This is a genomic window from Campylobacter concisus (genome assembly GCF_050447505.1).
GTDB classification, from domain to species: domain Bacteria; phylum Campylobacterota; class Campylobacteria; order Campylobacterales; family Campylobacteraceae; genus Campylobacter_A; species Campylobacter_A concisus_BP.
Window position 1 is genome coordinate 1,268,096 of record NZ_JALMFZ010000001.1, and the last position, 25,241, is coordinate 1,293,336.

The window sequence follows — 25,241 nt, forward strand, 5'->3', positions numbered from 1 at the left end:
CCCATCGCTCGCATCGCTAGCGATATGCTTCGCTCATTCTCTCCCGCACGGATACCAAGTAGTTGGTATCCTCTAAAGGCGGTCGCTCACCAACTCTAAAGCCTAAGATCGCAAGTCTGCGATCTAAGTTTTGGTTTTCTCCGTTGAGCCAGAAGCAAGCGCTATTAAATTCCGCTCACTCTTACAAATTTACAGTCCGATCACACTGAAAATTTTGGCTCTTTAAAGGCGCTAAGCTCTGGTGCTTCGCCTTTAAATTTTTTGATATTAACAAGCGTCGTATGCGAGATATTTGCATTTGAGAGCTTGCTAGCTGGGATATCATTTGTTAAAACGTTTATGCAGCCATTTTTACAAACACCCTTCTCATCTGGGTCGTACCATGCGCCCTCGCAAAGTCTTGCCACGTTGTAGCTCACATCATCGCTCACCACAGCGCCTGCTAAAATTTCACCTCTCTTGTTATAAACACGCACGATGTCGCCCGTTTTGATGCCAAGTTTTTTAGCATTTTTAGTGTTTATCAAGATCGGCTCACGATCAGCCACCGCGTACGTATCTCTAAGCGACGTTATACCTAGCTGAGAGTGCAAGCGCACGCTTGGGTGTGGGTTTAGCAGGTGAATGCTGGCTGATTTTTTCTTCGCACCCAGCCACTCAGTAGGCTCCATCCACATAGCATGACCCTTGCAGTCGTCGTAGTTCATATTTGCTATAGTCTCTGAGTAAATTTCTATAAGACCACTTGGCGTACCAAGAGCGTTTAGGATAGGATCTTCTCTAAACTCAGCGTGTCTTACCCAAGCCTCGTTCTCTGCGGTTGAATCAAATTTAGTAGGCTCGTTTTTCTCCCACCACTCACTAAATTTAGGCATTTTTACGCCAAGAGCTTTGTTCTCATTGATGACTTTAGCGGCGCTATCGTAGTATGACTTGATGAAATCAAGCGGCTCTTTTGCCCCATCAGTGTAAATTTCAGCTACGCCGTCAGCATAAGCCTTGCTTAGATCAGAGAAAATTTGATAGTCGTCTTTTGCCTCGTTTTGTTTGGCTACGACTTGCTTCATCGGCATGATGTATTGGTTAGAGTAGTCTCCAACCATAGTGATATCATCTCTTTCATAAAGCGTCGTCACTGGAAATACAATATCAGCCATCTTCGCTGTTGGCGTCCAGTAAATTTCATTTACCACAACCGTTCTTGGCTTTTGCCATGCACGTTTTAGCTTATTTAAATTTTGCTGGTGACCAAAAGGATTGCCCCCTGCCCAGTAGATAAAGTCGATGTCTGGATAGGTGATCTTCTTGCCATTATGATCTATCGTCTTGCCAGGGTTTAAAAGCACGTCAGCGATGCGAGCTACTGGGAAAGAGGCTGCTTGCATCTCTTCTATCTCCGCTTTCAACCTCTCATCAGCCACATCTTTTGCATATCCTTTAAATTTACCATCTTTGATGACACCGATATCTGCTGGGTTGATACCGCCAACGACCGTTGCTGTGCTAGTTGGCACGCCGCCACCGCTGTAGTGATAGCTAAAGCCAAAGCCTCCGCCTGGTAGGCCTATCTGACCTAGCATCGCAGCTAAAGTGACTAGCATCCAGTAAGGCTGCTCGCCGTGGTGAGCACGCTGCATAGCCCAGCCACCCATTATCATCGTGCGGTTTTTATACATTTTAACAGCAAACTCTTTTATCACCTTTTCGCTGACGCCACAAATTTTGCTCGCCCATTTTGGTGTTTTTGGCTTGCCATCTTTTTTACCAAGTAGATACGGCAAGAATTTATCAAAGCCAACTGTGTAGCTCTCTAAAAACTCTTTGTCGTAGTTTTTGGTCTTATATAGATGATACGCCATGCCAAGCATCATCGCTGTATCGGTGTTTGGCACTGGAGCGATCCATTTTGCCTTGCCGTCAAAGAAATTACCCGTTAGGCTCTTGATAGGGTCAATTATAATGATCTCTTTATCGCTATTTTTTAGATCTTCTAGGTATTTGTACGCTAGCTCATCAGTCGCCGTCCAGCCAACTCTTAGCGTAGCTACTGGGTCACTTCCCCAGATAACCACCACTTTTGAGTTTTCAAGCACCACTGGCCATGTAGTTTGCTGCTCATAGACCTCTATGCCGCCCATAACGTGAGGCATGATCACCTGCCCTGCACCTGTCGAGTAGTCGCCAAGACCGCCGACAAAACCGCCAGTTAGGTTCATAAATCTAGCCAAAAGCGTAGTTGAGCTGTTGAAATTTCCGCTTGATTTCCACGCTGGAGACTTCGCATAAACGCTAGCAAGGCCTCTTTGAGCTCTTGTCTTTTTTAGCTCTCTTGCAACTAGCTTGATCGCGTCTTCATACTTTACCTGCACCCACTCATCTTGACCGCGAAGCTCTGGCTTTGGGCTATCTGGGTTTTCAAGATAGCTCTTTCTCACCATAGGATGCTTGATGCGGCACTTGTATATCATGTCAGCTGTGTAGCCCCTTAATGGGTTTGGTATGCTGCTTAAAACGCTAAGTGGCTTTGAGCCAGTCACAACGCCGTCTTTTACACTAACATCCATCATACCCCAATACGCCGAGGTTTTAACGCTGCCATTTTGTACTAAGCTTGGTTTTACACTGCCATTTCCACTAAAAGCGCAACCGCCTAGAAATGGTGTAGCAGCTAAAGCCAAGCTACCTTTTAAAAATTTTCGTCTTTGCATTAATAAATACCTTTTTTACTTCTCGCCTAGGCAAAGCCAAGGCTGCGAGCGGAAGTGCAAGCACTCCCTGCACCCACCTAAAGTTACTTGTCCGACTACGCGGACTAAATTTGGTTTTCTCTCTAAGTAAAACCATTAAATTTAAGACCTAGTTTTTGATCCTAAATTTTTGTTTTACTTCTCGCCTAGGCAAAGCCAAGGCTACGAGCAGCCACCCATCGCTCGTATCGCTAGCGATATGCTTCGCTCACTCTCTCCCGCACGGATAACTCTAAAGACCAAGATCGCATTTTTTAGCGATCCAAATTTTGGTTTTTCTTAAGTAAAACCTTTAAATTTAAGCCCCTTTAGCTCGCAAAACTGGTTAAATTCCGCTTGCAAAAGTGCCGTTTATTTGCCTAAATTCACATCAGATGAGTGTTTTTGTAGATATTCGATAACTAGCCACTCGTCTTTTTTCTCTATTGCGGTTCTGCCGATCATTGATTTTAGTAGTGACGGCCACTGATTTGCGTTAAAGTGCGTAGTTTGAGGCAGCGCATGGCAAACACCACAGCTCTCTTTATACATCTTATCAGCTTTTGCAAACATCGCATTTACGTCAGTGCTAAAGCCATCTTTTTGCACAAAAACTGTTGTCTCTACCTCGTTCCATTTGCCGTTTTTGCCCTCTTTTATCACTTTGATATCAAAAGGTGCAGTTTTAGCAAACGCTACTGAGATAATCCTCGCTCCATCAGCAAAATAAACTACGTTGCTAACGGCTGGGTTTTGATAGCCTTTTACTTTGATCTGCGCTCTGTCGCCACTTGTTTGCAAAATTTCAACTGCGTTGGTTGGTAGCAGCCTGCCTATGCTCTTAGCTGAGCTAGCGTCAGCATATACGTCCTTTACGACATCTGTGTAGTTCATACCTGCACCAAATGCAGCACAAGCTACGATGGCTGATAGAATAATTTTTTTCATATTTCTCCCTTCAAAATGAAATTGTTCAAATTCTAGAGGCTTTTTGATTAATTACAAATTAAAATTAAAAGTATAATTTAAGAATAATGTAGAAAAATTTATTTAAAAATGAGTAGAAACACGCCAGATACGATAAGGCAGACGGCTAAAATTTCTTTTAAATTTAGCCTCTCACCAAGAAATATAACAGCCAAAATGATAGCTAGCACAACGCTAAATTTATCAACCAGTGCCACTTGATAGACCTTGCCCGCTTGCATCGCTTTAAAATACATAAGCCACGATAGCCCAGTAGCTATGCCGCTTAGTATGAGAAAGAGCCAGTTTTTAGGGCTTAGTGAGCTTAGCGGTTGCCATTTTTTAGCTACGCTTAAAAGCAAAACAAGCATCAAAATGACAACGACCGTTCGCACAAATGTCGCAAAATCGCTGTCGATATCTTTTACGCCTAGCTTTGCAAAGATCGCAGTAAGTGCAGCAAAAACAGCCGAAAGAGCTGCGTAGATAAACCACTCTGGCATCTTTATCCTTATAAATTTAAAGGGGCAAATTTGCTTCGCCCCAAGCTAAATTTATCCCTCGTAGTCGCCAAGCATATCAAGCGTAGGAGCAAAAAATAGCGCCCCAGTTACTGGCGTGCTAAAGTCAAGTAGCCTATCTGAGTTGCCTTTTGGCTCGCCGATAAACATCTTTTTAAGCATAAGTTCAACCGTTGAAAAGGTGCTAGCATAAGCGATAAAGTAAGTGCCTGTTTTGCTACCTTCAGTAAATGGCATATTGCCACGCACGACCTTTTTATCGTCGCCTACATTTGCAGCAGCTGAGTGTGAATTACTAGGTTTTACGCTCTCATCCATCTCGATGTCATACTCTTTTGAGCGGCCTATAACCTTTTCTTGCTCACTTATGCTTGTGGCGTTCCACTCTTTCATTTTGTGGAAGTATTTTTGAACAAAAACGTAGCTACCGCCTTTAAATTTAGCATCCTCTTTGCCGACTTTTGCAAAGTGGTCTCTATCTTCGCCATCAGGGTTTTCAGTGCCATCGACAAAGCCGATGATCGCCCTGCCGTCGTGATACTTAAAGCCTTGAGTCTCATCTGTAAGCTCTGCAAATTTAAACAAAACTTCTTTGATATTTTGCGCCATGTCAAAGCAGTCAGCCGCATTTAGCGCGCGGATGTGGATGTGGATATCGCCTTTTGTGCTAACGGCCTCGTGTTTGTCGCCTTTGATCGCTTTAAAATTTACAAGCTCTTTTGGCAGATCTTTTGAAATTTCAAGCTTTTTCCAAGCATCATGACCCACGCCAAGGACGCAGTTTACATTTTCGTTTGCACCAAATCTAACTTTGGCAGTTTTGTTTAAATTTACAACCAAAGCACAAAGCTTAGCAAAGCCCTCTTTACATGCCTTTTTGTCGCCTTTTAAAACCCATGTTTGAAAGACTGTGTTGTTGCCAGGTGCTTGTGTGACCTCTTGTGAATTTACACTCATTTTTTCTCCTTTAAATTTTGTTTTTATGCTATGTTTTCTAAATTTAGTTGCTCGTTGATCTGATCGTCGCTATCGTCAAATACAAACTCGACCTTGTTTGCGCCAAAGCTCTTAGCTATCGCCTCAAGCGTATCGCGAGCTGATTTGTGGATTTTGCTTTGAAGCTGCGAGATAAGGCGAACGCTCATCTTTTTGACTTCGTTTCTAGCCTCTTCGATTAGTCTATTTTTATCTTCTTCTGTAAATGTGCTACCAAAAAAGCCATTTAGCGAGTCAGGCAGTAAAAATGGTATAAATTTGCCGTTTTTCTCATCGTAAAATTTCATATCGGCGATTGAAAATTTATACTTACATGGGGGCATTTTTATCTTGTAACTAGAGTTTGCGATCTGCATGATCTCAAGTCTAGGACTAGTTAGGTCGTAGATGAAATTTATCTCAAACTCAAATATCATCGAAAGCTTCTTCTCGCTTACTAGCCACCTTAGATACTCTTTGCCGAAATTTCCAAACGCATGATCTGTCTTTGTGACGATCTCTTTGCTATAGACCTGAAAGACAGATAGCTCACCGATGCTTTTAAGCTGCGAAATTTCAGTGCTGACTGAGACATTTTCGCTATCGTCTTTTGCCTTTTTTAGCGCCTTGTTTGACCTATAAAATGCAAATGCCAAAATAGCTAGCAAGATAGCTAATATCAAATTTGCGTATTCGCTCATATTTTCTCCTTTAAAGCCCGCATTTTATCCTAAATTTGTAAAGCAAAAGAAATTTACTCACTCTGGCAAGGTGATGGGGCTATTATAAGGCATGTGAGCGCCTACTATCTTTGTAGTCTCGTCCTCCAAGCCATCAAGCACCTTTTCTCTTGTTTTGGCAGCTTGGGCTGGATCTATATCATAAGTGATAGATATGCTTGGCTCGACCTCTTGCACTGCTAGGACGTGAAGAAGGTCGGCTATAAAGATGATCTTGTCGTTATCTGACTCAAAGCTTATCATGTTGTGCCCTGGAGTGTGGCCGTAGGCTGGGATAGCCATGATCTTTAGCGCCCCGTCAAATAGAGGCTTTTTATGGTCAAAAAAGCTCTTATCATCTTTATAAAGCGATAAAATTTCTTTTGTCCTCTCATCTTTGCCCTTCATCCAGTAGTCCCACTCCTTTTCATCTATAAAAAGCTTGGCGTTTTTAAATGTCTTTTTGCCCCCATCTATGAGCCCACCTATGTGATCAGGATGAGCGTGCGTGATGATGACGTAGGTTAGATCCTCTGGCTTTATTTTGCCAAAAGTTTGCAGATCATACTTTAAAACCTCCAAGCTATCTTCATAGCCGCTATCTATGAGCGCTGTGTAGTCATCGCACTTTGCAAACATTACGTTGTGTTTGTTTGGTAAATTTTTAGTATTTGCCACAAGCTCTTTTTGCGCCTCATCTTTGGCTATTAGCTTATCTACTGGCGCGTCAGTCGTCTTTAGTGAAAATACATAAAGCTTGCATCCGCCCATAGCTCCTATCCATACTTGATCGTTTTGCTTGCTAACCACCTCATCATCGGCACAAAAAGCCAAAGTGCAAAACAATGCAAGACTTAATAAACTCTTTTTCATATCCCATCCTTGAATAAATTTGCGAAATTTTAGTCCTGTAAATTTAATGAAAAATAATAATCCTTTAAAAAAATATATAAATAATAGTTTTAAAAATAGAGATAAAAAAAATTATATTTAAATAACTAATTTTAGATTAAGTCTTTTATGAAATATCTCTTTAAATGTAAAAATAGCGTAAAAAGCGTATATTTTCGTAAATTTAGCCTACGATTTTTCATTAAATTATTATTATTTTAATTAATAATTTATTTTAAGAATTTTAGAATTGGTTTAAATTTTATGTAAAGGACGAGATATGAAAAGATCCGTTTCAAGCAAAAAGTGCATCCTTTTAAGTGTTGCTTGCTGCACTCTTTTACTTGCTAATCAGCTAAGTGCTAGCGAGCAAAACAGAGGTAAATTTGGCGATATAAAAAGCTGGCAGAGCGATGAGTACAAAGCCGACTGGGGTTTAGTGAGCATGAACGCAGCCGTTGCATATGCTCTTGGAGCAACTGGCAAAGGCGTAACGCTTGGCGTTATGGACTCTGGTGTGCTACTTAGCCATCCAGAATTTAGTGATGGCAGAGTAAGCGCGCTAAAGGTTTCTGGTAGCTACTATAAAGATGGTCAAAGATACCCAGATACCGAGTATGGCAACTCACCATTAGTCGGAAAAGGCAGCGTAGATAAAAATAAAAAAGACTTTGGTGACTTTAAAAAAGGTGAAAAATTTAGCATAGATGGTGACTGGATAGCTGGAGTAAACGACTCTCACGGCACTCACGTAGCTGGCACCATAGCTGCGTCAAGAGATGGCGTGGGCATGCACGGCGTAGCATTTGATGCAAGACTTATAATGGGCAATACCAGCGGCACTGACGGCATGACATATGGTCCAAATCAAGACTACAACTTCTTTTTAAATTCATACGAAGGACTAGCAAAGAGTGGAGCTAGAGCGATAAATAACAGCTGGGGTTCAAACCGTAAATTTTACAAAGCCTACGAAGGTGCTACTGGGTATGATGGCGGCAATAACCTAGATATCAAAGATCTTGATGCTGCATATAAAAGCTACTATCCATTTGTAGTAAATGGCAAAAATTTCTTAGATGCAGCCTATGAGGTTGCTACAAGATATGGTGTCATCCAAATTTTTACTGCTGGCAACAGAGACGGGATGAAAGAGTCATATACAAGAGCGATGCTTCCATACTTTAGACCTGATGCTGAGAAGTACTGGCTAAACGTCACTGGCCAGCTAGAGGGCGACACGCAGCGTTACAACACACCTGGCCACTCAAAATGGTGGAGCGTGGCAGCACCTGCAAAACCTATATACTCAACCGTCGTTGATCTAAAAACTGGCAAAGCAGGCTACGACACAAAAGGCGGCACATCAATGGCAGCTCCACACGTCACTGGCGCACTTGGTGTCATCATGCAAAGATACCCATATATGAATAACGCTCAGATAAGAGAGGTGCTACTAACTACTGCAAGGCAAGTTCATGATGATTTCAAAGAGCCAGCCGATACTAGAAAAATTTCAGGCTTTACTGCTGCGCTTGGAGTACCTGATGAGCGCTGGGGCTGGGGCGTAGTGGATCTATATAAGGCGATGTTTGGACCAGGTCAGCTTCTAGGCGTGTTTGATGTAAATTTAAATAGCGATGATATCTACTCAAACAACATAAGCGATGTAGCTATCAAATTTAGAAAAACAGAAGATGATGCAGAGGCTAAAATTTGGACCGAGCGCAAGGCTGAGCTAGAAAAAATAGCAAATTTAACACCAGAGCAAAAAGCCGAACTTGAGATAGGTAACGCTAGAGAAAGAGCAAGAGAGCTAAGGGCAAGTGAGGGCTACGAAGGTACTCTTATAAAAAGAGGTCAAGGCACACTAAGCCTAGCAGGAGACAACTCTTATACTGGCAAGACCATAATAAAAGGCGGCAAGATCACAGCTCTTAATCAATCTCTAAAATCAAGCGACGTGATAGTAGAAAATGGCGGCGCACTAGAAATCGTAAGAGAAATGAGCGTGCCAAAGGTTAGTAGAAATAAATTTACCTTGCAACTATCTTTAGGAGAAGTGACCAAAAAAAGCTCAAATGACGTAGTAAAAGCCACTATCAAATCAGGCGGTAGCTACATCGTCTCAAACGGCGCTTCAAATTTAGATCTAAACTTTGAGAAAAACTCATTTATAAACATAAGTGAGCCAAATTTAGAGATCATGCAAAGACTCTATAACGACAGCACAAAATCAAAGACATTTACTGCAACTGGAAATTTCAAAGGCTATGAAGATACCCTTTCAAGAGAGTATGCGTTTTTTGATCTTGGCAAAAACTATAGTGATGACAAGCTAGAGCTTACTCTTAAAAAATCAAAAAATACAATGACAAGCATCGCAGCTAATGACAACCAAAAGAAAGTTGCACAGCTCATAGAAAGCACAGCTAGCAGGCCAGCACTACTTCCTTCGCCATTTAGAAGCAGGCCAGCAGTTATCACAAGCGATCTTTATAGATACTTCATCTACACTACACCAAAAGAGGCAAAACAAACTCTAAAAACATTTGCAAATGAGGCAAATTTAGCTCAGCACAATGCATTTTTACTAGAAAGCATCATGCTTAAAAATGCAGTTATCAACCACGAATCTGACCCATTTGGCATAAGAGCAAGCGACTCAAATGGCATGAAATTTTGGTCAAATACTATGTTTGACGCTATGAAATTTAATGACATAAAAGCAAACTCTATGACACAGCTTTTTGGATTTGACGGCAGTGTAAATGACGCATTTGTACTTGGCGGTGTTCTTGGTGCTAGCACAGAAAAAGTAAAAGAAGACGGCGATGATGCCTATAAAACAAAAGGCAAAAGCATCGGCATCTACGGCAAAAGCGAGATCGCTAGCACGAAACTAGACCTTGGCGTCCTATACACAGATGCTAAGCGCAAAACTCAAAATGGTGCAACAATCGCAAGCTTTTACTCAAACGATCATATAAAAAGCAAAGAAAAAGCACTTAATGTTTATACAAATTTAGCCCTAACTAGCTTTAATACAGAAAATTTCTCGCTAAATCCTTATGTGGGTGCAAGCTATCTACGCATGAAAACCGATAGCACAAGCCAAAATGTAGGAATTTTCAAAATGGATGTTGATGAAAAAACTAGAAATTTAGGCATTTTTAGCCTTGGTCTAAACCCTAGCGTACCATTTACTCTAGGTAGCACCAAGATGAAATTTGAAGCTGATCTAGCATACAACAGACTAGTTGGCGACACAAAACCAACTATCGGTGTGAATGTCGCAAATGCTGGATATCTAGAGCTAGAGGGCAAAGAGGTTAAAAACCTTGGCACAGCTAGCCTTGGCATAAAAGCAAATGTCTATAAAAATGTAAATTTGGGCCTTTCTTACACTGGAGCTTTTGCTAAAGATGTAAGATCAAACAGCGTAAATGCTAAATTTGAGATATTGTTTTAGTTGGTTAAATGCTCGCTACTTTAAAGGGTAGCGAGCTTGTAAATTTAGAAGAGTTGAGTGAAAGAAAAGCCGTTTTTATTAAGCGTATCTTTGATCTTTTCTTGATGCTCAAGACCCTTTGTCTCAAGCGTGATAGTGATGCTTGCATCGCCGTAGTCAAGCTTAGTAGAGAAGCGGTCGTAGTCGATCTTGACGATGTTTGCATTTGCTGATTTTAGACTATCAGTTAGGCTCATTAGCGCTCCTGGCTTATCTACAAGTGTGATTTGTAGTGTCATCTTGCGGTGAGACTTGATAAGACCCTTTTCGATAATAATAGAAAGCACTTGAACATCGATATTTCCGCCACTTAGCACCACGCCTATCTTTGCGCCTTTTTTAAATTTGATCTTATCATGCATAAGTGCTGCCACGCCAGCTGCGCCAGCTCCCTCAACTACGATCTTTTGCGTCTCTAGCAAGAATAAAATCGCAGTTGCGATCTCCTCATCATCGACCTGCACAAACTCATCCACGCACTCAACGATATTTTTAAGTGTTATCTCGCTCGCATCACGCACAGCGATGCCATCAGCTATGGTGCGAACCGACTTTGAGTTTATGCTCTTTTTAGCGCCGTAGCTGTTAAACATCGCTGGAGCACCCTTTGCGCCGACGCAAACGACTTTAGTTTTTGGATTGACTTGTTTTATACAGCTTGCCACGCCGCTAGCTAGGCCACCGCCGCCAACTGGTACTACAACCATATCAAGGTCGCTTATCTCATCAAGCATCTCAAGACCCACAGTGCCCTGCCCTGCCATGACGTACTCATCGTTAAATGGATGAACAAAGGTCATATCTTTTTCTTTGGCGTAATTTACTGCAAATTCATACGCCTCATCAAAGTTATCACCTTTTAAGATCACTTCAGCGCCAAGATCTTTCGTGCCAGCTACCTTTAGAAGTGGGGTTGATTCTGGCATGACGATGCAAGCATGCACGCCAAATTCTTTTGCGCTTATCGCCACGCCTTGAGCGTGATTGCCAGCGCTTGCAGCCACGACGCCACGTTTTCGCTCCTCCTCGCTTAGGCTAGCTATTTTATTGTAAGCGCCTCTTATCTTGTAAGCTCCAGTTCGTTGTAAATTTTCCTCTTTCAGATAGACATTTGCGCCTAAAATTTTGCTAAGTTTTGCACTTAGCGCAAACGGGGTTTTATTTACAAAGTGACCGATCGTTATCTTTGCTTGGATTATTTTGTTTAATGAAACCATTTTTAACTTTCCTTTTAAAATTTATCTTTTGCCTCTAGTAGCACGCCACACTCGATGTGATGAGTGTTGGCAAACTGATCAAAGAGCGCAAATTTTATCACTTTATGGCTTTTAGTAAGCTCATTTAAATTTTCTTTTAATGTCTCTGGGTTGCACGAGATGTAGATGATGTTTTTGAAATTTCTAATGAAATTTATGACGCTTTCACTAAGTCCTGCGCGAGGCGGATCAACAAGGACGTGCGAGAAGTTAAAATCGCTTAAATTTATCTCTTTTAGCCTATTAAACTCCCTAACGCCAGCAAATGCGCTCATCAGCTCATCAGCGTCCATTCGCAAAAATTTGATATTTTCTGCCCCATTTAGCTCGCAGTTTTTAAGGGCATTTGCGATCGAACTTTTTGAAATTTCAGTGGCAAGGACGTTTTTAAATTTAAACGAAAGTGGGATCGTAAAATTTCCATGTCCGCAGTAAAGCTCCAGCAGGTCAGCGCCACCCTCTACACACTCTTTTGCCCAAGCTATCATCTTCTCATTTACCGCTTTATTTGGCTGGATAAAGGCATTTTCACTTAGGCTAAATTTATAAATTTGCTCATCAACATTTAGCTCATCAACTAAATTTAGCTCACCACTTAGCAGCTTTTGACCACGTGATCTAGCTAGGATCATCACATCAAGCTTGCTAGCTAGAATTTTCATCGCCGCTTCAAACTCACTATCAAGCTTTTTGTGATAAAGAAGCGTGACTAAGGTGCCGCTTTTACAGGCGATAAACTCCACTCCAAAGAGCTTTGTGCGTAAAATTTCATCATCTTGCAAGCTCTCAAGTAGCCTTGGCATAAGATATGAAATTTGCTCGCAAACCTTTGGGCACTCATCTATGAAGACCTTTTTGCCTTTTTCGCTTGCGTGCATCGTATAGCTAAGCTTGCTACCCTCGTGCCAGATGCCAAACTCAGCCCTCGTGCGGTAGTGCTTTGGGCTTGAGCTAAAAAGATCAAATTTACCCTCATAAAAGTGGGAGAAATTTTGCTTGATAAGATCAGTTTTAAATGAAATTTGCTCACTATAAGGGGTAAAAAGAGTGCATGATCCGCACTCTTTTAGGTATTTGCAGTCCAAATTTATGCCGCTTTCTCTTCGACTTTTTTACCGACAAATCTAACCAAAGCCCAGATCGCTAAAAATCCGCAAGGAAGTGCGATCCAAACGCTTAGACCAAGTGCGACAGGCAAGTAGCCAACAAGCACACAAACCGCACAAACGCTAAGTGCGTAGATCATCTGTGTTGAGACGTGATCGATGTGGCTACATCCTGCGCCCATTGATGAAAGTATCGTAGTGTCTGATATCGGCGAGCAGTGATCACCAAAGATAGCGCCAGTTAGAACGCTTGAGATATTTACGATCATATAAGCGTGCATCGCATCGCCATCTAAGCCGTAGTTTTTGCCCACTGCATAAGCTAGCGGGATAGCAAGAGGCATCAAAATGCCCATTGTGCCGTAGCTGGTGCCAGTTGAGAAGCTGATAAATGAGCCAAGGATGAAAACAGCCACTGGCAAGATAAATTTAGGCGTTGAATCACTTAGCAAATCAACCAAATATCTTGAAGTGCCAAGCTCTTTTATAACCGCGCTAAGGCTCCAAGCAAGAAGCAAGATGACGACCGTGATGATCATAGTTTTCCAGCCCTTTACCCATGTGCTAATAGCCTCTTTTACATCAAAAATTTTGCGCCAAACACCCATCGTGATAGCTACTATACTAGCGAGCAATGCTGCTTGAAATAGCGATGTAGCAGAGTCAGCTGCACCAAAAGTATCTTTAAATGTTGAAAATGAAAGTGGATTTGCAAGGGCATTTTTAAGAGTATCACCCTCAAGTGCAGCAAGACCGCTAAAATAAAAGCTAGTAAATGCGCCGATAACTAGCACAAGAAGTGGCACGATCGCATTTGAAGCGCTTAGTTTTACACCCTCTTTTGGCTCAAGAGTCTTGTCCTCAAGGTCTTGAATTTGAGTTTTGCCTGAGTGAAGCTCGCCTCTTCTAGCGCGTCTTTCAGCTGCTAGCATAGGACCATACTCGCGTTGCATCAAGGCTGTGCAGACGATGAAAAACAAGATAAAGAGGTTGTAAAATCTATATGGAATGGTCTCGATAAATATAGAATAAGCGTTTATGCCAGTCTCGCCGATTAGCTCGTAGCCCTTTTCGATGAGCGAAACTTCAAGTCCGACCCATGTAGAGATGATAGCGATACCAGCAATCGGTGCTGCAGTAGCGTCGATGATAAAGGCTAGCTTTTCGCGGCTGATTTTAAATTTATCGCTTATTGGTCTCATGATAGGACCGACAATCAAAGCGTTTGCGTAGTCATCGAAAAATACAAAGATACCCATAAGCCATGTTGAAATTTGAGCTGAAACGCCAGTTTTTGCCTTTTTGCTAAGCCAAAGAGCAACCGCCTTTGTGCCACCCATCTTTGTGATAAGTGCGACCACGCCGCCTATACAAAGCACTTGAAGCAAGATACCAGCATCGGTGCTATCAGCCATCGACTCAACTACTCTTGAAACGATGCCTGTAAAGCCTTTGATGATGCCCATAAAGACATTTTCATTAACGATATTTATAAGAAAAGTTCCGCTAAAAACACCGATAAATAGCGACAAGATGACATCTTTTGTGATAAAAGCAAGCGCTATGGCCACAACTGGCGGTATAAGCGTGAAAACGCCGTAAATTTGTGCGTTTCTTTTGGCGACTTCTGGATCAACACCAAAAAGTACGGCACTAAAAAATAGTAACAATAAAATTTGTCTCACATAAACTCCTTAAAATTTTTCTATCGCAAGTCCAGCCCAAGTCTGCGTGTTTGCCATGACTTCGACCCTGTTTATATTTACACTCCCAGGCATATTTAGACAGTTAAGCAAAATAGTCGCTATATCCTCAGCGGTGATAAAATTTGTATGCTCGTAGATACTATCAGCCTTTGCCTTATCGCCCTTAAATCTAACTTCGCTAAATTCAGTCTTACAAAGACCTGGCTCGATGTTTGTCACCCTGATATTTGTACCAACTAGATCGTTTCTTAAATTTAGACTAAACTGCTTTACAAAGGCCTTTGTAGCGCCATAAACGTTGCTGCCAGGATATGGCCACGAGCCAGCTGTTGAGCCAAGATTAAAGATATAGCCCTTTTCTTGCTGGTAAAGTAGCGGCAAAACAGCCTTTGTAGAGTAGATAAGACCCTTTACGTTTGTATCTATCATCGTCTCAAAGTCTTCTACCTTTGCTTCTATCGTCTTTTCTTGTCCCAAGGCAAGTCCAGCGTTATTTACAAGCACTTCGATGTCTTTAAATTTATCAGGCAGGCTATCAACTGCGTCAAAAACAGCCTTTTTATCACGTATGTCAGCTACGATGATGTGCGTATCGCCAAGCTCGCTTGCAAGCTTTTTTAGCCTATCTTCGCGCCTTGCAAGAGCGACTATCTTATAGCCCTCTTTTGAGAGTCTTCTAGCGATCGCCTCGCCAAATCCAGATGTCGCGCCTGTCACAAAAGCTGTCTTTTTCATATCTCTTCCTAATTAAAATTTGGCTTTAAGCCAAGCTCTTCTAAAAATTTAATATTTTTTTCATTTTTGTCTTTAATCGCATAATCAAGCGCGTTAAATCCCGCATCATCAGTGGCGTTCATATCAGCGCCGTTATCTATCAAAAGCTTTAAAATTTCAGGCGTCGCGTGAGCTGCTGCATGCATGAAAACGCTTCTGTTTGTATGCTCCAAACCACACGTATCCTCTACTTGCATCATGCCTAAATTTATCATATTCATCTTAGACTGCTCGTCGATGTAGCTCTCGTTTGCATTTGCCCCGCTTTTTAGCAAAAGCTCGCAAAGAGGTGCATCCTCAAACTGCACAGCGTAAAAAAGCGCACTTTTGCCAAAGAAATTTTTGTGATTTACATCGGCTCTGTTTTTAAGCAAAATTTTTACATTTTCTAAATTTTTAAGAGCAAAAAATAGCGGCGTCTCATCGCCTAAATTTACGTCAGCCCCGCGCCTTATGATCTCTTCTATCATGTCGCTACTTTTGTCATTTAGCAGTGCGATATCAAGTAAATTTGTAAGCTCTGCGGTGGTGAAATTTTTAGAATAAAGCAAATTTGCAAGCTCGTCTTGGCTTAGCTTTTGAGCCATCATCTTTTGCTCAGAAGTTAGAATTTTTGCCTTATTTACCTTCTTGCCCACACTAAAGCTTAAAAACTCATTTATCACGCTAGTTGCGTAGTAGGCGGCACTTGCACTATCAACACCTAAAGCCTCATAAAATTTAACTAGCGGAGTTTGAGCATTTTTATAAGCTTCGCTGAATTTTTTATATTTTAAGAAGTTAAACAAGCTCTCATTCGCCCAGTATCTAAAGTACTCCATCTGAGCGTCTTTTTGAGCCTCAGCAGCCTCTGGCTTTGCAAGCTCTTTTTGATAGAGAATAGGGGCAAACGAAGCTTTTAGCAAGATCCATCTAAATTTATTTAAATTTTCTCTATAAACGCCCTCGCCAACACAGCTTTGAGACTCACTTCTCACAGCCACACTCGCATCAAAAAGCTCTTTTACCTCTTTTAAATTTAAAAGCGAGCCATCGCAATAAAATAGCTCCTCGTTCACGTAAGCAAGCTCATTTGGAGTAGTTTTAAAGCTCTCTTTTTTAGCAAGGTCACTGCACTCTAATGCGTGTAAATTTACAAAAAGAAAACTGCTAAAAAAGAGAAAAAAAGCTACTTTTTTCATCAAAGCTCCTTAAAATTTCGCGATATTGTAACAAATTTATATACTAAACTCGCTTATTTCATTAAAATTTAGGTATTTATAAATTTGATCTTTGTTTAAACTAAGGCTATCTCTTACTATCCTTTTATACTCGCTAACACTTGGCAAACGCCCTAGTAGCGTGCACACAGCGGCTAGCTCGGCACTTCCTAGATAGACCTTTGCGCCCATGCCCATTCTGTTGTCAAAATTTCTAGTCGAGGTCGAAAAGACAACGGCATTGTCATTAACTCTTGCCTGATTGCCCATGCAAAGCGAGCAGCCTGGCACCTCAGTCCTAGCCTCCAGCCTCCTAAATATCTCATAAATGCCCTCATCTTCAAGCGTCTTTTTATCCATCTTTGTTGGTGGCGCGATCCAAAGCCTAGTTGTAAGCTTGCCCTCACGCTCTAAAATCCTAGCAAGCGCCCTGTAATGCCCGATATTTGTCATACAGCTACCCACAAAGACCTCGTCGATATCGTGCGCTCTTTTGCTATCAGCTAAAATTTCACTTAGCGTTGCCACGTCGTCTGGGTCGTTTGGACAGGCAAGGATCGGCTCATCTATCTGCGATAAATCAATCTCTAAAATTTCAGCATATCTTGCGTCCTTGTCGGCTCTTAAAAGAGTTGGGTTTTCTAGCCATTTTTGCATCTTCTCTTTTCGTCTAGCAAGCGTTTCATGGCTCTCGTATCCAGCTTTTATCATAGCTTCAATTAGCGCAACGTTTGATCGAACGTACTCCACGACACTATCAACGCTTAAATTTACCACGCAAGCTGCCGCCGAGCGCTCAGCCGAAGCGTCACTTAGCTCAAACGCCTGCTCCACTTTTAGGCCCTCTAACCCCTCGATCTCTAAAATTTTACCCGCAAAAATGTTCTTTTTATTTTTCTTTTCAACGCTTAAAAGCCCTTTTTTAATAGCAAAATAAGGTATCGCATTGACAAGATCACGAAGTGTCACGCCCTCTTTTAGCTCACCTTTAAATTTGATCAAAATTGACTCTGGCATATTTAGTGGCATCATACCAAGCACCGCCGCAAACGCCACTAGACCACTGCCCGCTGGGAAGCTAATGCCAATAGGAAATCTCGTATGGCTATCGCCGCCAGTGCCAACCGTGTCAGGCAAGACCATGCGGTTTAGCCACGAGTGGATGACGCCATCACCTGGTTTTAGGCTCACGCCACCACGAAGCGTCATAAATTTAGGCAAGCTCTTTTGCATCTCAAGGTCGCTTGGCTTTGGATAAGCAGCTGTGTGGCAAAAGCTTTGCAAGACAAAATCCGCCCCAAAACTAAGGCTAGCAAGCTCTTTTATCTCATCTCTAGTCATCGGCCCTGTGGTGTCTTGCGAGCCAACGGTCAAAATTTCAGGCTCCACGTATGCTCCAGCCCTCACGCCAGCCTTGCCACAAGCCTTGCCGACCATCTTTTGAGCAAGCGTGTAGCCACCGCCCTGCTCTTTTGGCTGATCTGGCTTTATGAAAATTTGCTCCTCGCCAAGCCCCAAGACCTCTCTAGCCTTTTTGGTGACTTGCCTACCTATCATCAAAGGTATCCTGCCGCCTGCTCTTATCTCGTCGCTTAGGGTGTTTGGGCTAAGTTTAAAGTTTGCCACGAGCTTTTTTTCATCGCCTGCGAGCTTATAAATTTCACCTTTAAATGGATAAATCTCTATCTCATCGCCCATTTCTAGCTCATTTACGTTTGCGACTATCGGCAGTGCGCCGCTATCTTCGGCGGTGTTAAAAAATATCGGAGCTATGGTCGTGCCGATCACGATGCCACCAGTTTTTTTGTTTGGCACGCCCTCTATCTCATCGCCAAGGTGCCACTGGATCGAGTTTATACCGCTCTTTCTGCTGCTGCCAGTGCCGACCACATCGCCAACGTATGCCACACTCTTGCCGCGACTTTTTAGCTCTTTTAGGATTTCTAAACCCTCAGGCATCTTTTTAACCAGCATCGCCTTTGCGTGAAGCGGTATGTCAGCCCTTGTGTAGGCCTCGCTTGCAGGACTTAGATCATCAGTATTTGTCTCGCCAGGCACCTTAAAAACCACTGCCTTTATGCACTCATCAAGTGGCTTTTTGTGCATAAACCACTCAGCGTTTGCCCAAGAAACAAGCACCTCTTTTGCAAATTTATTGCTATTTGCTAGCTTTGCTATCTCGTCAAAATGCTCATGCACCAAAATGATGTTTTTTAGCTCATTTGCGGCAGCTTGCGCGATAACATCATCGCTATTTTTTAGCGCTCGCACCAAAATTTCTACGTTATATCCGCCAAGCATCTTGCCTAAAATTTTAATGGCACGAACCGCGTCAAGCCCGTCTATTTTAAGACCCTCTATCACCTCGCCAAGAAATTCTGCCTTTATCTTTGCCGCGTCATCAACGCCTGGATTTACGCGATTAGCAAGCAAATTTATAAGAAATTTTAGCTCATTTTGCGCCTTTTCATCGCCGCTAGAGTTGCCAGCAAGTTTTATCAGCTCGCAAATTTCGCTTGTTTGCTTGGCATTTAGCGCAAGCGGCGGCACGCCCTCTTTTTCTCGCTCACTCACGTGTTTTTCGTAGTCGGTAAAAAAGCTCATAAATTTCCTTTGTGATTTTGCTCGTTTTTAGTCCAAAATCGCTGATTTTGCTTGCATTTTATCAAAAAGCAAGACAATCTAAAGTAAAATTTGCCCAAAATTTCAAATTTCAAGGAGCAAATGTGTCAAAAGCCTACCTAAAATCACCCATTGGAATTTTAGAGATCGTTGCTAGTGAAAATGGAATTTGTGAGATAAATTTTGTAGATAAATTTGAAAAAGTAGCGGTAAAAGATGAAAATTTAAAGCTTTGTTTGGATGAGCTAGAGGCTTATTTTAAGGGCGAGCTTAAAAAATTTAGCGTTAGACTTGATGTAAAAACGACCAAATTTAGAGCCAAAATTTATGAGGCTTTGCAAAAAGTGCCATACGGCGAAACGACCACATACGCAGCTCTAGCACTTGCTGCAGGTCACAAGAACGCTTACCGCGCAGCGGGATCTGCAAATGCCAAAAACCCACTGCTTATCATCATCCCTTGCCACAGAGTGCTCTCTCACAGCGGTCTTGGCGGCTACTCAGGCGGCGAAGGTCTGCCAACTAAAATTTGGCTACTAGAACATGAAGCAAAGCATAAATAGCTATAAATTTAAATTTAACCTTCAAAAGTTTTCATTAAATTTTAAAATTTATGAGCGAGCGTATCTAAAATTTATTATGGCTTTTAGAACGCATGCAGTGCTTTAGCACCATTGCATGCACCTTGAACGTGCGAGGGGTTTGGGGGATTTAAAAAGGGGGATAAGGGGACGGCCTCGTAATTCAGGTCCCCTTGTCTCCCTTCTAAATAAAAAGAAATTTAAAGATTTAATCAAGCAGTCTTTACAAATTTTAAACTTTCATTCACTCGCAAGAATTGACTACTAAAATTTGGCTTCGCATATCGCTTAGCTCAAATTTTAGAGCCGAAATTACTCGTTCATGAAATTTTAAAATTTGATAGATATTTCTTGAATGTTGATTTTAAAATTTGCTTGAATATTCTTGTGTATTAAATTTAATTATCTAGTCTAAATTTGCATAGCCCTCTAATGCTTTAGAGAGCCATGCTTTGTTATTTAATTGTAGTGATTTGGTTTGTTTTAAAACCTCTTCTTCCTAACCTCTTCAACTATAGCTTTAGCCATCTCATCTACTTCTGATGTTACTTCATTTGCTTGGTTTGCAATTACCACATTCTCTTTTGTTAGATTATCTATTTGAGCAACTGATTGATTTATCATGTTTATGCCTTCACTTTGCTCTTTTATAGATTCACTCATCTCATTTATTGATTGAGCTAGGACATTTGTATTTGCTTCTATCTCACCAAGTGATTTTTGAGTTCTCTCAGCTAGTTTTCTAACTTCATCAGCCACAACTGCAAATCCTCTGCCGTGTTCTCCTGCACGTGCTGCTTCTATTGCAGCATTAAGAGCAAGTAAATTTGTTTGATCTGCTATATCTCTAATGATAGTTATGATGTTTTTAATTTCATCACTTTGTCTTATAACATCAGCTGTCTTTTGAGAGATGGCATTCATTGAGCTTGACATTTGCTCAACTGCAGCAGCTGATTCTTGAAGTGAGCTTGCTTGTGTGCTAGCACCTTGTGTAAGCTCTTTCATAGCCAAAGCCAAAGTTGTAGCTTTTTCTTCAAGCATCTTGGCATCATTTAAATTTGAGTTTAGCATAGTGCAAATTACTTCACCCATATTTGATACTCCAAGTATCATAGCCTTTAGGTCAGCCTCTAGCTCTTCATTTATCTCAACCTTTGCTGTAAAGTCATTTTTAGTATATGAGCTAAGAACATTTGTTATGCCCTTTAAATTTGCCGAGATAGATGTAAAGAATTTATTTAGTAGCTCTTTTAGCTCATTTAGCGATGGGTTGTTTGGAGTTGAGCTTATCTTTGCTCCAAGGTTTCCTTTGATCATTAAATTTGCTACCTTATTTAGCTCATCTATCATAGTGCTATCTTTTTTGATGCCAGCTACGACTTTATCGATGTTCTCATTTATCGCTTTACTCATCTCGCCAAATTCGTCATTTGATCTTACCTCTAGCTTGCTTGGTGCTTTTGCTTCGTAAGTTACAAATTTAAACACATCATCAAGCTTAGACTGGATGGTTTTTATAGGGTTAAGAGACTTTTTAAGTAAGAAATAGACAAATGCTGAGAGGATAACGATAAATAGCACTGCTAGGATTAGCTGGATCTTTAGGAGGGGCAAAGTCTGGCTGCTAAAAGTATCGGCATTTATCGCAGCAACTGCGAGCCAGCCATCATCATTTAGTGGCAAAATTTTAGCCGAAACATTTACGCCTTTTGAGTTTTGGTATGAGATCAAACCATTTTCGTCAAAGTCCTTGCTAGCAAATTTCGCAGCCAGCGTCTTTGTCGCGTTTGTGGCTTGATTTATAAGACTTTCATCATCATGTAGCAAAATAACGCCATCTTTGTCCATAAAATAGACATAGCCAAACTCAGTTTTACCCATCTTTAGAAGCTTTTTACTTAAAAGCCTGATATTAACATCAGTAAATGTAGCTCCCATGAGCTTGCCACCCTCCACTATCGGGGTAGAAAAGGTCATACATAGGTCGTGCTCTGGAGCGACCATGTCTATATATGGCTTTGTAAAGATAGTTTTTCCACTACTCTTTGCGGCGATATACCAGCCCCTACCCCTTGGTTCGTATTTATCTTTTTCTGGGGTTAAGGTTTTACTATTTGAGCCATAAGTATAGCCATTGCTCTCTGCTGCAAAATAAGCACCTATGACTATTGATTTTAAATTTTCTTTTGTAGATTTTAAACGAGCAAGAATTTCATCTTCTCTACCAATGCTACCTGCTAGCTTGTTTGCAAGCTTTTGCGAGTCCTCCATGTAGTCATCAATAAAACTTTGCGTCACAGACTTTATGTCAGATAGAATTTGATCTTGGTTTTGGCTGATCAGCTTCACCACCTCCTCTTTTGCGTTAAAATAGCTAACAGCCGACATCGCAGCAAAGCATACACTCAAAAGAACAATAAGCGTCAATGCGATCTTGTTTGATATAGATCTCATTTCATCCTCCTTGTGAAATATTAGTAGAATTATAAAATTTAAAATATAAATTTAATCTTTTATTTTAAATAATATTTTATATTAAATAGTGATTAAATCTATAAAAATAACGTAAATTAGCAATATATTAGAAATTTTTTAATTAAATTTGATTTATTTTATAAAATATATTTGAAGTAAAATCGTTAATTTTTAGTATAAAAACTGGTTTATAAACTAAATTAATGCTATCCAAACTTAAACAAAAGAGAAACTTCTTAAATTTTACATGTAATGAGAGTTTAAATTCGTGAGTGACCTACTAAAATTTGATCTAAAAAATATTATTAAATTTAGCCAGAGCCAAGCTGAACTGGCTAAATTTGGTGATATTTAAATTTCTTTATAACCGACTATATTTAGCCCAAAACCAGCTAAGCTTACAAATTCTTTATTTTTATTTGAGCTTAGAAGCTCGATATCTTTTATGCCAAAGTGATTTAAAATTTGCGCTCCGATGCCGTAGTCTTTGCTTGTGTTTGAGTTGTCACTATCTAAAAAGATCAAAATTCCACCATTTTGGCTTAGAAATTTGATAGTTTTTAAAAGCTCTTCGTATTTTGGACTGCTCAAAAGCTCGTGATCGGCAAGGATCTTTTGAAATTTGACATTTGCCTTGCTCTTTGGCTCACCAAAAAGATAAGCTGAGTGGATTTTGCCTTTGTGATCTGTGATATCGTATCTTGCTGCAGCACAGTCTACGATCTTGACGTCACTTTTTTCGCCAACTCTTATGAGGCTTTCATGGCTTAGCCTATACTCGACTAGGTCAGAAACGCTGATCATATTTAGCCCAAATTTCTTACAAAACTCCTCTAAATAATCGCGTCTTGCCATGGTGCCATCTTCTTTTACGATCTCGCATATCGAAGCCATCGGAGCAACACCTGCAAGTTTGCAAAGATCGACTGAGCCTTCGGTGTGGCCTGTGCGAACAAGTACGCCGCCATTTTTGGCGATGAGCGGAAAAATGTGTCCTGGACGCACGAAGTCTTCAGGCTTTGAGCTAGCATCAGCCGCAAGTCTGATCGTCATATCGCGCTCATATGCGCTAACGCCCGTTGTTGCGTCCTTTGCGTCGATCGTAACCGTAAAAGCTGTCTCGTGGCTAGATGTATTTTTGGCTACCATTAGCGGTAGATCAAGCCTTTTTGCATTTGCCTCATCCATCGCAAGACAGAGCACGCCCTTTGCATGAGTGATAGCAAAATTTACCTTTTGCATGTCGCTACTATCTGCTGAAAAGACTAGATCACCCTCATTTTCGCGGTCTTCGTCATCGACCATGACGACCATTTTGCCATTTTTTATATCCTCAATCGCTCTTAATACATTTTCAAGTGCCATAATTGTCCTTTTATAAATTTTTACGATTATATTGATATTTTGATAACTAAGAGATAAAAATAATATTTTTTCTTTGTCGGTAATCACTTTTGAAAAAAAATAGAATTTACGCCAAAATTTAAGCTTTTGAGGTTGATATTAGCCATTTGGCAGGATAAATTTATTCCATATAGGCATAAAAATTTATATGTATATTTGCGCAATAAAACAAATTTTGACTTTAAATTTTAAAACATGCCTTAAACTTTAGGCAACAATAAATTGTTATTTTAGGTTTGTTAATAGCACTATAAAGATAATTAAAATTTTATATTAAATTTAGTTTTAAAATTTAAATATTCTTTGTTTAGAAAATCGAGTGAAAATTGGGCTTTCATAGTTATTTTTGCTATAAAAACTAAAAATTTTTAATAAAGGAAAAAATATTTTAAATTTTCTAAGGGCAATATTTTATGTATTATTTTACATATTATTTAACAAAATATTTTATAAAAAAAATGCATTAAACTTAAAAAATAAAGACAAAAATAAAAAATGAAAAATTTAAAAGTAGATGGCGCAGCGGACGGGGCTCGAACCCGCGACCTCCGCCGTGACAGGGCGGCATTCTAACCAACTGAACTACCGCTGCACCTAAAAGTAATGGTGGTCGCTATAAGACTCGAACTTATGACATCCACCTTGTAAGGGTGGCGCTCTACCAACTGAGCTAAGCGACCTAAATTTTAAAATATCTGGCGACCCTTAGAGGATTTGAACCTCTGTTCCTACACAGAGAAAGTAGAGTCCTGAGCCACTAGACGAAAGGGTCATAAACCCAAAAAATGGTGTCCTGCGTTGGATTCGAACCAACGGCCCCCTCATTAAAAGTGAGATGCTCTACCGACTGAGCTAGCAAGACATGATTATTTAAAAAAGAATTGAGATTATACAAAAAACATTATTATATGTCAAGAAAAGATCATTTAAATTTTAAAATAAGTCTTTGATTTTATTTAGCTACATTATTTTAAAATAAAAAATAAATTCTAAAAAATTTATTTTATATAATTGTCTATTTTTTACAAAATTTTGAGTTATAATCCATTTTATCAACAATAAGGAGCAAGAATGGTTATTATAAATTCACGCCTTCCAACTCAAAATTTAAAAATAGCAAAGTCTTTATCCAAGCTCATACAAGGCTATATTTATAGCTATTTGCCAAAGGCTGAACATGACGGATATACACATAAAGAGAGCGGTAAAAATTTTAAAAGATCAAATTTTGATTTTAGATTAAATGGCTTAAGTTTAGAGATAAGATTTAGCTCGTTTGTACCAGAATTTGAAAAGACGATCGCTTTTGCTGTGCTAAAAGACGGATTAAAGCTTGGCAATATTTGTTTGCTTGATACGTCTGTGTCAGTTAAAGAGCATAGGATTTCACAAAATGAGGCTACTTTTCAGGGATGTGTTGCGTGTTCGGTCGTTGGACTTTTGGGATACAAGGTGCATCTTGAGCCGCAAGACTCCAGGCATCTTGAAATGATGAAAACAAACGCGCTGCAAAGATTTGAAACACTTATGGGGTATAAATATGAGGGTGAGTTTGAGCTAAATTTGCTTTGGCAAAATTTACAAAAGCCATTATATTTTTACTACGGCAACAACAATATGCCAGTCAAAGCTTGGCCTGCAAAATGGCACATCAAAGCAAAGCCAGAGCTTATAAATTTGATCCTTGATGTTGGAGTTGGTAGTGGATGTATGAACTGCGGACTCGGATTTTTAGAAGTAGTAGAAGATAAATAAATTTTATAAATATTTAAGGTATATTGTCTTAGCATTAATAAAAATTTTTAA

The 25,241-nt window shown here is 40.4% G+C and carries 18 protein-coding genes, 4 tRNA genes and 1 pseudogene; 4 read left to right on the top strand and 19 right to left on the bottom strand.

The genetic code is table 11. From position 1 onward, the window contains the following. Positions 1 to 200: 200 nt before the first annotated feature. Positions 201 to 2,708 (bottom strand): molybdopterin-dependent oxidoreductase, encoded by a 2,508-nt coding sequence (locus MTT09_RS06335; RefSeq protein ID WP_012139887.1) that lies wholly within the window; start codon positions 2,706 to 2,708, stop codon positions 201 to 203. Between the two features lie 169 nt (positions 2,709 to 2,877). Here MTT09_RS06335 and MTT09_RS06340 point away from each other — a divergent pair, with 169 nt between their 5' ends. Continuing rightward, a complete protein-coding gene (locus MTT09_RS06340; RefSeq protein ID WP_429803220.1) occupies positions 2,878 to 3,030 on the top strand; it encodes a hypothetical protein in 153 nt (50 codons plus the stop codon). Between the two features lie 68 nt (positions 3,031 to 3,098). Here the strand turns inward: MTT09_RS06340 and MTT09_RS06345 are convergent, their stop codons facing one another. From MTT09_RS06345 to MTT09_RS06365, 5 genes are all read right to left on the bottom strand, one after another. Then, the gene (locus MTT09_RS06345; protein WP_103597729.1) at positions 3,099 to 3,674 is read right to left on the bottom strand and encodes a cytochrome C; all 576 of its coding nucleotides are present in this window, start codon (positions 3,672 to 3,674) and stop codon (positions 3,099 to 3,101) included. A 98-nt stretch (positions 3,675 to 3,772) separates the two neighbouring features. Beyond that, positions 3,773 to 4,195 carry an EamA family transporter gene (locus MTT09_RS06350; protein ID WP_429803222.1) on the bottom strand — a complete coding sequence of 141 codons (423 nt, stop codon included), beginning with the start codon at positions 4,193 to 4,195 and terminating at the stop codon, positions 3,773 to 3,775. Between the two features lie 51 nt (positions 4,196 to 4,246). Next, positions 4,247 to 5,170 carry a Dyp-type peroxidase gene (locus tag MTT09_RS06355; protein ID WP_429803224.1) on the bottom strand — a complete coding sequence of 308 codons (924 nt, stop codon included), beginning with the start codon at positions 5,168 to 5,170 and terminating at the stop codon, positions 4,247 to 4,249. A 23-nt stretch (positions 5,171 to 5,193) separates the two neighbouring features. Then, the gene (locus MTT09_RS06360; protein WP_103615569.1) at positions 5,194 to 5,889 is read right to left on the bottom strand and encodes a DUF4230 domain-containing protein; all 696 of its coding nucleotides are present in this window, start codon (positions 5,887 to 5,889) and stop codon (positions 5,194 to 5,196) included. 57 nt (positions 5,890 to 5,946) lie between these two features. Next, positions 5,947 to 6,780, bottom strand: a complete 834-nt coding sequence (locus MTT09_RS06365) for an MBL fold metallo-hydrolase (RefSeq protein WP_429803226.1) — start codon at positions 6,778 to 6,780, stop codon at positions 5,947 to 5,949. Between the two features lie 298 nt (positions 6,781 to 7,078). Here MTT09_RS06365 and MTT09_RS06370 point away from each other — a divergent pair, with 298 nt between their 5' ends. Next, entirely contained in the window at positions 7,079 to 10,270 is a 3,192-nt protein-coding gene (locus MTT09_RS06370; RefSeq protein ID WP_103638700.1) for a S8 family peptidase, read from the top strand. A 44-nt stretch (positions 10,271 to 10,314) separates the two neighbouring features. On the opposite strand, the gene ilvA is transcribed toward MTT09_RS06370, so the two are convergent. The 6 genes from ilvA to MTT09_RS06400 are packed head-to-tail and all read right to left on the bottom strand — an operon-like array spanning position 10,315 to position 18,954. After that, positions 10,315 to 11,526 carry a threonine ammonia-lyase gene (gene ilvA, locus MTT09_RS06375; RefSeq protein ID WP_009293964.1) on the bottom strand — a complete coding sequence of 404 codons (1,212 nt, stop codon included), beginning with the start codon at positions 11,524 to 11,526 and terminating at the stop codon, positions 10,315 to 10,317. A gap of 14 nt (positions 11,527 to 11,540) precedes the next feature. Further along, positions 11,541 to 12,650, bottom strand: coding sequence for a tRNA (uridine(54)-C5)-methyltransferase TrmA (gene trmA, locus MTT09_RS06380; protein WP_429803229.1), 1,110 nt, complete (start codon positions 12,648 to 12,650; stop codon positions 11,541 to 11,543). A gap of 2 nt (positions 12,651 to 12,652) precedes the next feature. Continuing rightward, a complete protein-coding gene (locus MTT09_RS06385) occupies positions 12,653 to 14,356 on the bottom strand; it encodes a Na+/H+ antiporter NhaC family protein (RefSeq protein WP_002942805.1) in 1,704 nt (567 codons plus the stop codon). A gap of 9 nt (positions 14,357 to 14,365) precedes the next feature. Beyond that, positions 14,366 to 15,112 (bottom strand): SDR family NAD(P)-dependent oxidoreductase, encoded by a 747-nt coding sequence (locus MTT09_RS06390; RefSeq protein WP_429803231.1) that lies wholly within the window; start codon positions 15,110 to 15,112, stop codon positions 14,366 to 14,368. 8 nt (positions 15,113 to 15,120) lie between these two features. Beyond that, entirely contained in the window at positions 15,121 to 16,332 is a 1,212-nt protein-coding gene (locus MTT09_RS06395) for an ankyrin repeat domain-containing protein (protein ID WP_429803233.1), read from the bottom strand. Positions 16,333 to 16,368: 36 nt separating this feature from the next. Further along, positions 16,369 to 18,954 (bottom strand): bifunctional aconitate hydratase 2/2-methylisocitrate dehydratase, encoded by a 2,586-nt coding sequence (locus MTT09_RS06400; protein ID WP_429803235.1) that lies wholly within the window; start codon positions 18,952 to 18,954, stop codon positions 16,369 to 16,371. Between the two features lie 122 nt (positions 18,955 to 19,076). On the opposite strand from MTT09_RS06400, the gene MTT09_RS06405 reads away from it, so the two are divergent. Beyond that, positions 19,077 to 19,535, top strand: a complete 459-nt coding sequence (locus MTT09_RS06405) for a methylated-DNA--[protein]-cysteine S-methyltransferase (protein WP_429803237.1) — start codon at positions 19,077 to 19,079, stop codon at positions 19,533 to 19,535. A 501-nt stretch (positions 19,536 to 20,036) separates the two neighbouring features. Here the strand turns inward: MTT09_RS06405 and MTT09_RS06410 are convergent. From MTT09_RS06410 to MTT09_RS06440, 7 genes and pseudogenes are all read right to left on the bottom strand, one after another. Next, positions 20,037 to 20,969 (bottom strand): methyl-accepting chemotaxis protein, encoded by a 933-nt coding sequence (locus MTT09_RS06410; RefSeq protein ID WP_429803721.1) that lies wholly within the window; start codon positions 20,967 to 20,969, stop codon positions 20,037 to 20,039. Positions 20,970 to 21,275: 306 nt separating this feature from the next. Further along, positions 21,276 to 22,010, bottom strand: a pseudogene (locus MTT09_RS06415) (PDC sensor domain-containing protein); the annotation flags it as partial. Between the two features lie 372 nt (positions 22,011 to 22,382). After that, positions 22,383 to 23,396 carry a bifunctional 3,4-dihydroxy-2-butanone 4-phosphate synthase/GTP cyclohydrolase II gene (locus MTT09_RS06420; RefSeq protein ID WP_429803239.1) on the bottom strand — a complete coding sequence of 338 codons (1,014 nt, stop codon included), beginning with the start codon at positions 23,394 to 23,396 and terminating at the stop codon, positions 22,383 to 22,385. A 554-nt stretch (positions 23,397 to 23,950) separates the two neighbouring features. Next, a tRNA-Asp gene (locus tag MTT09_RS06425) sits at positions 23,951 to 24,027 on the bottom strand. A 12-nt stretch (positions 24,028 to 24,039) separates the two neighbouring features. Further along, positions 24,040 to 24,115 (bottom strand) — tRNA-Val (locus MTT09_RS06430). 16 nt (positions 24,116 to 24,131) lie between these two features. Next, positions 24,132 to 24,207, bottom strand: a tRNA-Glu gene (locus MTT09_RS06435). Positions 24,208 to 24,221: 14 nt separating this feature from the next. Then, positions 24,222 to 24,297 (bottom strand) — tRNA-Lys (locus MTT09_RS06440). Positions 24,298 to 24,506: 209 nt separating this feature from the next. On the opposite strand from MTT09_RS06440, the gene MTT09_RS06445 reads away from it, so the two are divergent. Continuing rightward, positions 24,507 to 25,190, top strand: a complete 684-nt coding sequence (locus MTT09_RS06445; protein ID WP_429803241.1) for a CRISPR-associated endoribonuclease Cas6 — start codon at positions 24,507 to 24,509, stop codon at positions 25,188 to 25,190. The last annotated feature ends 51 nt before the right edge of the window (positions 25,191 to 25,241 follow it).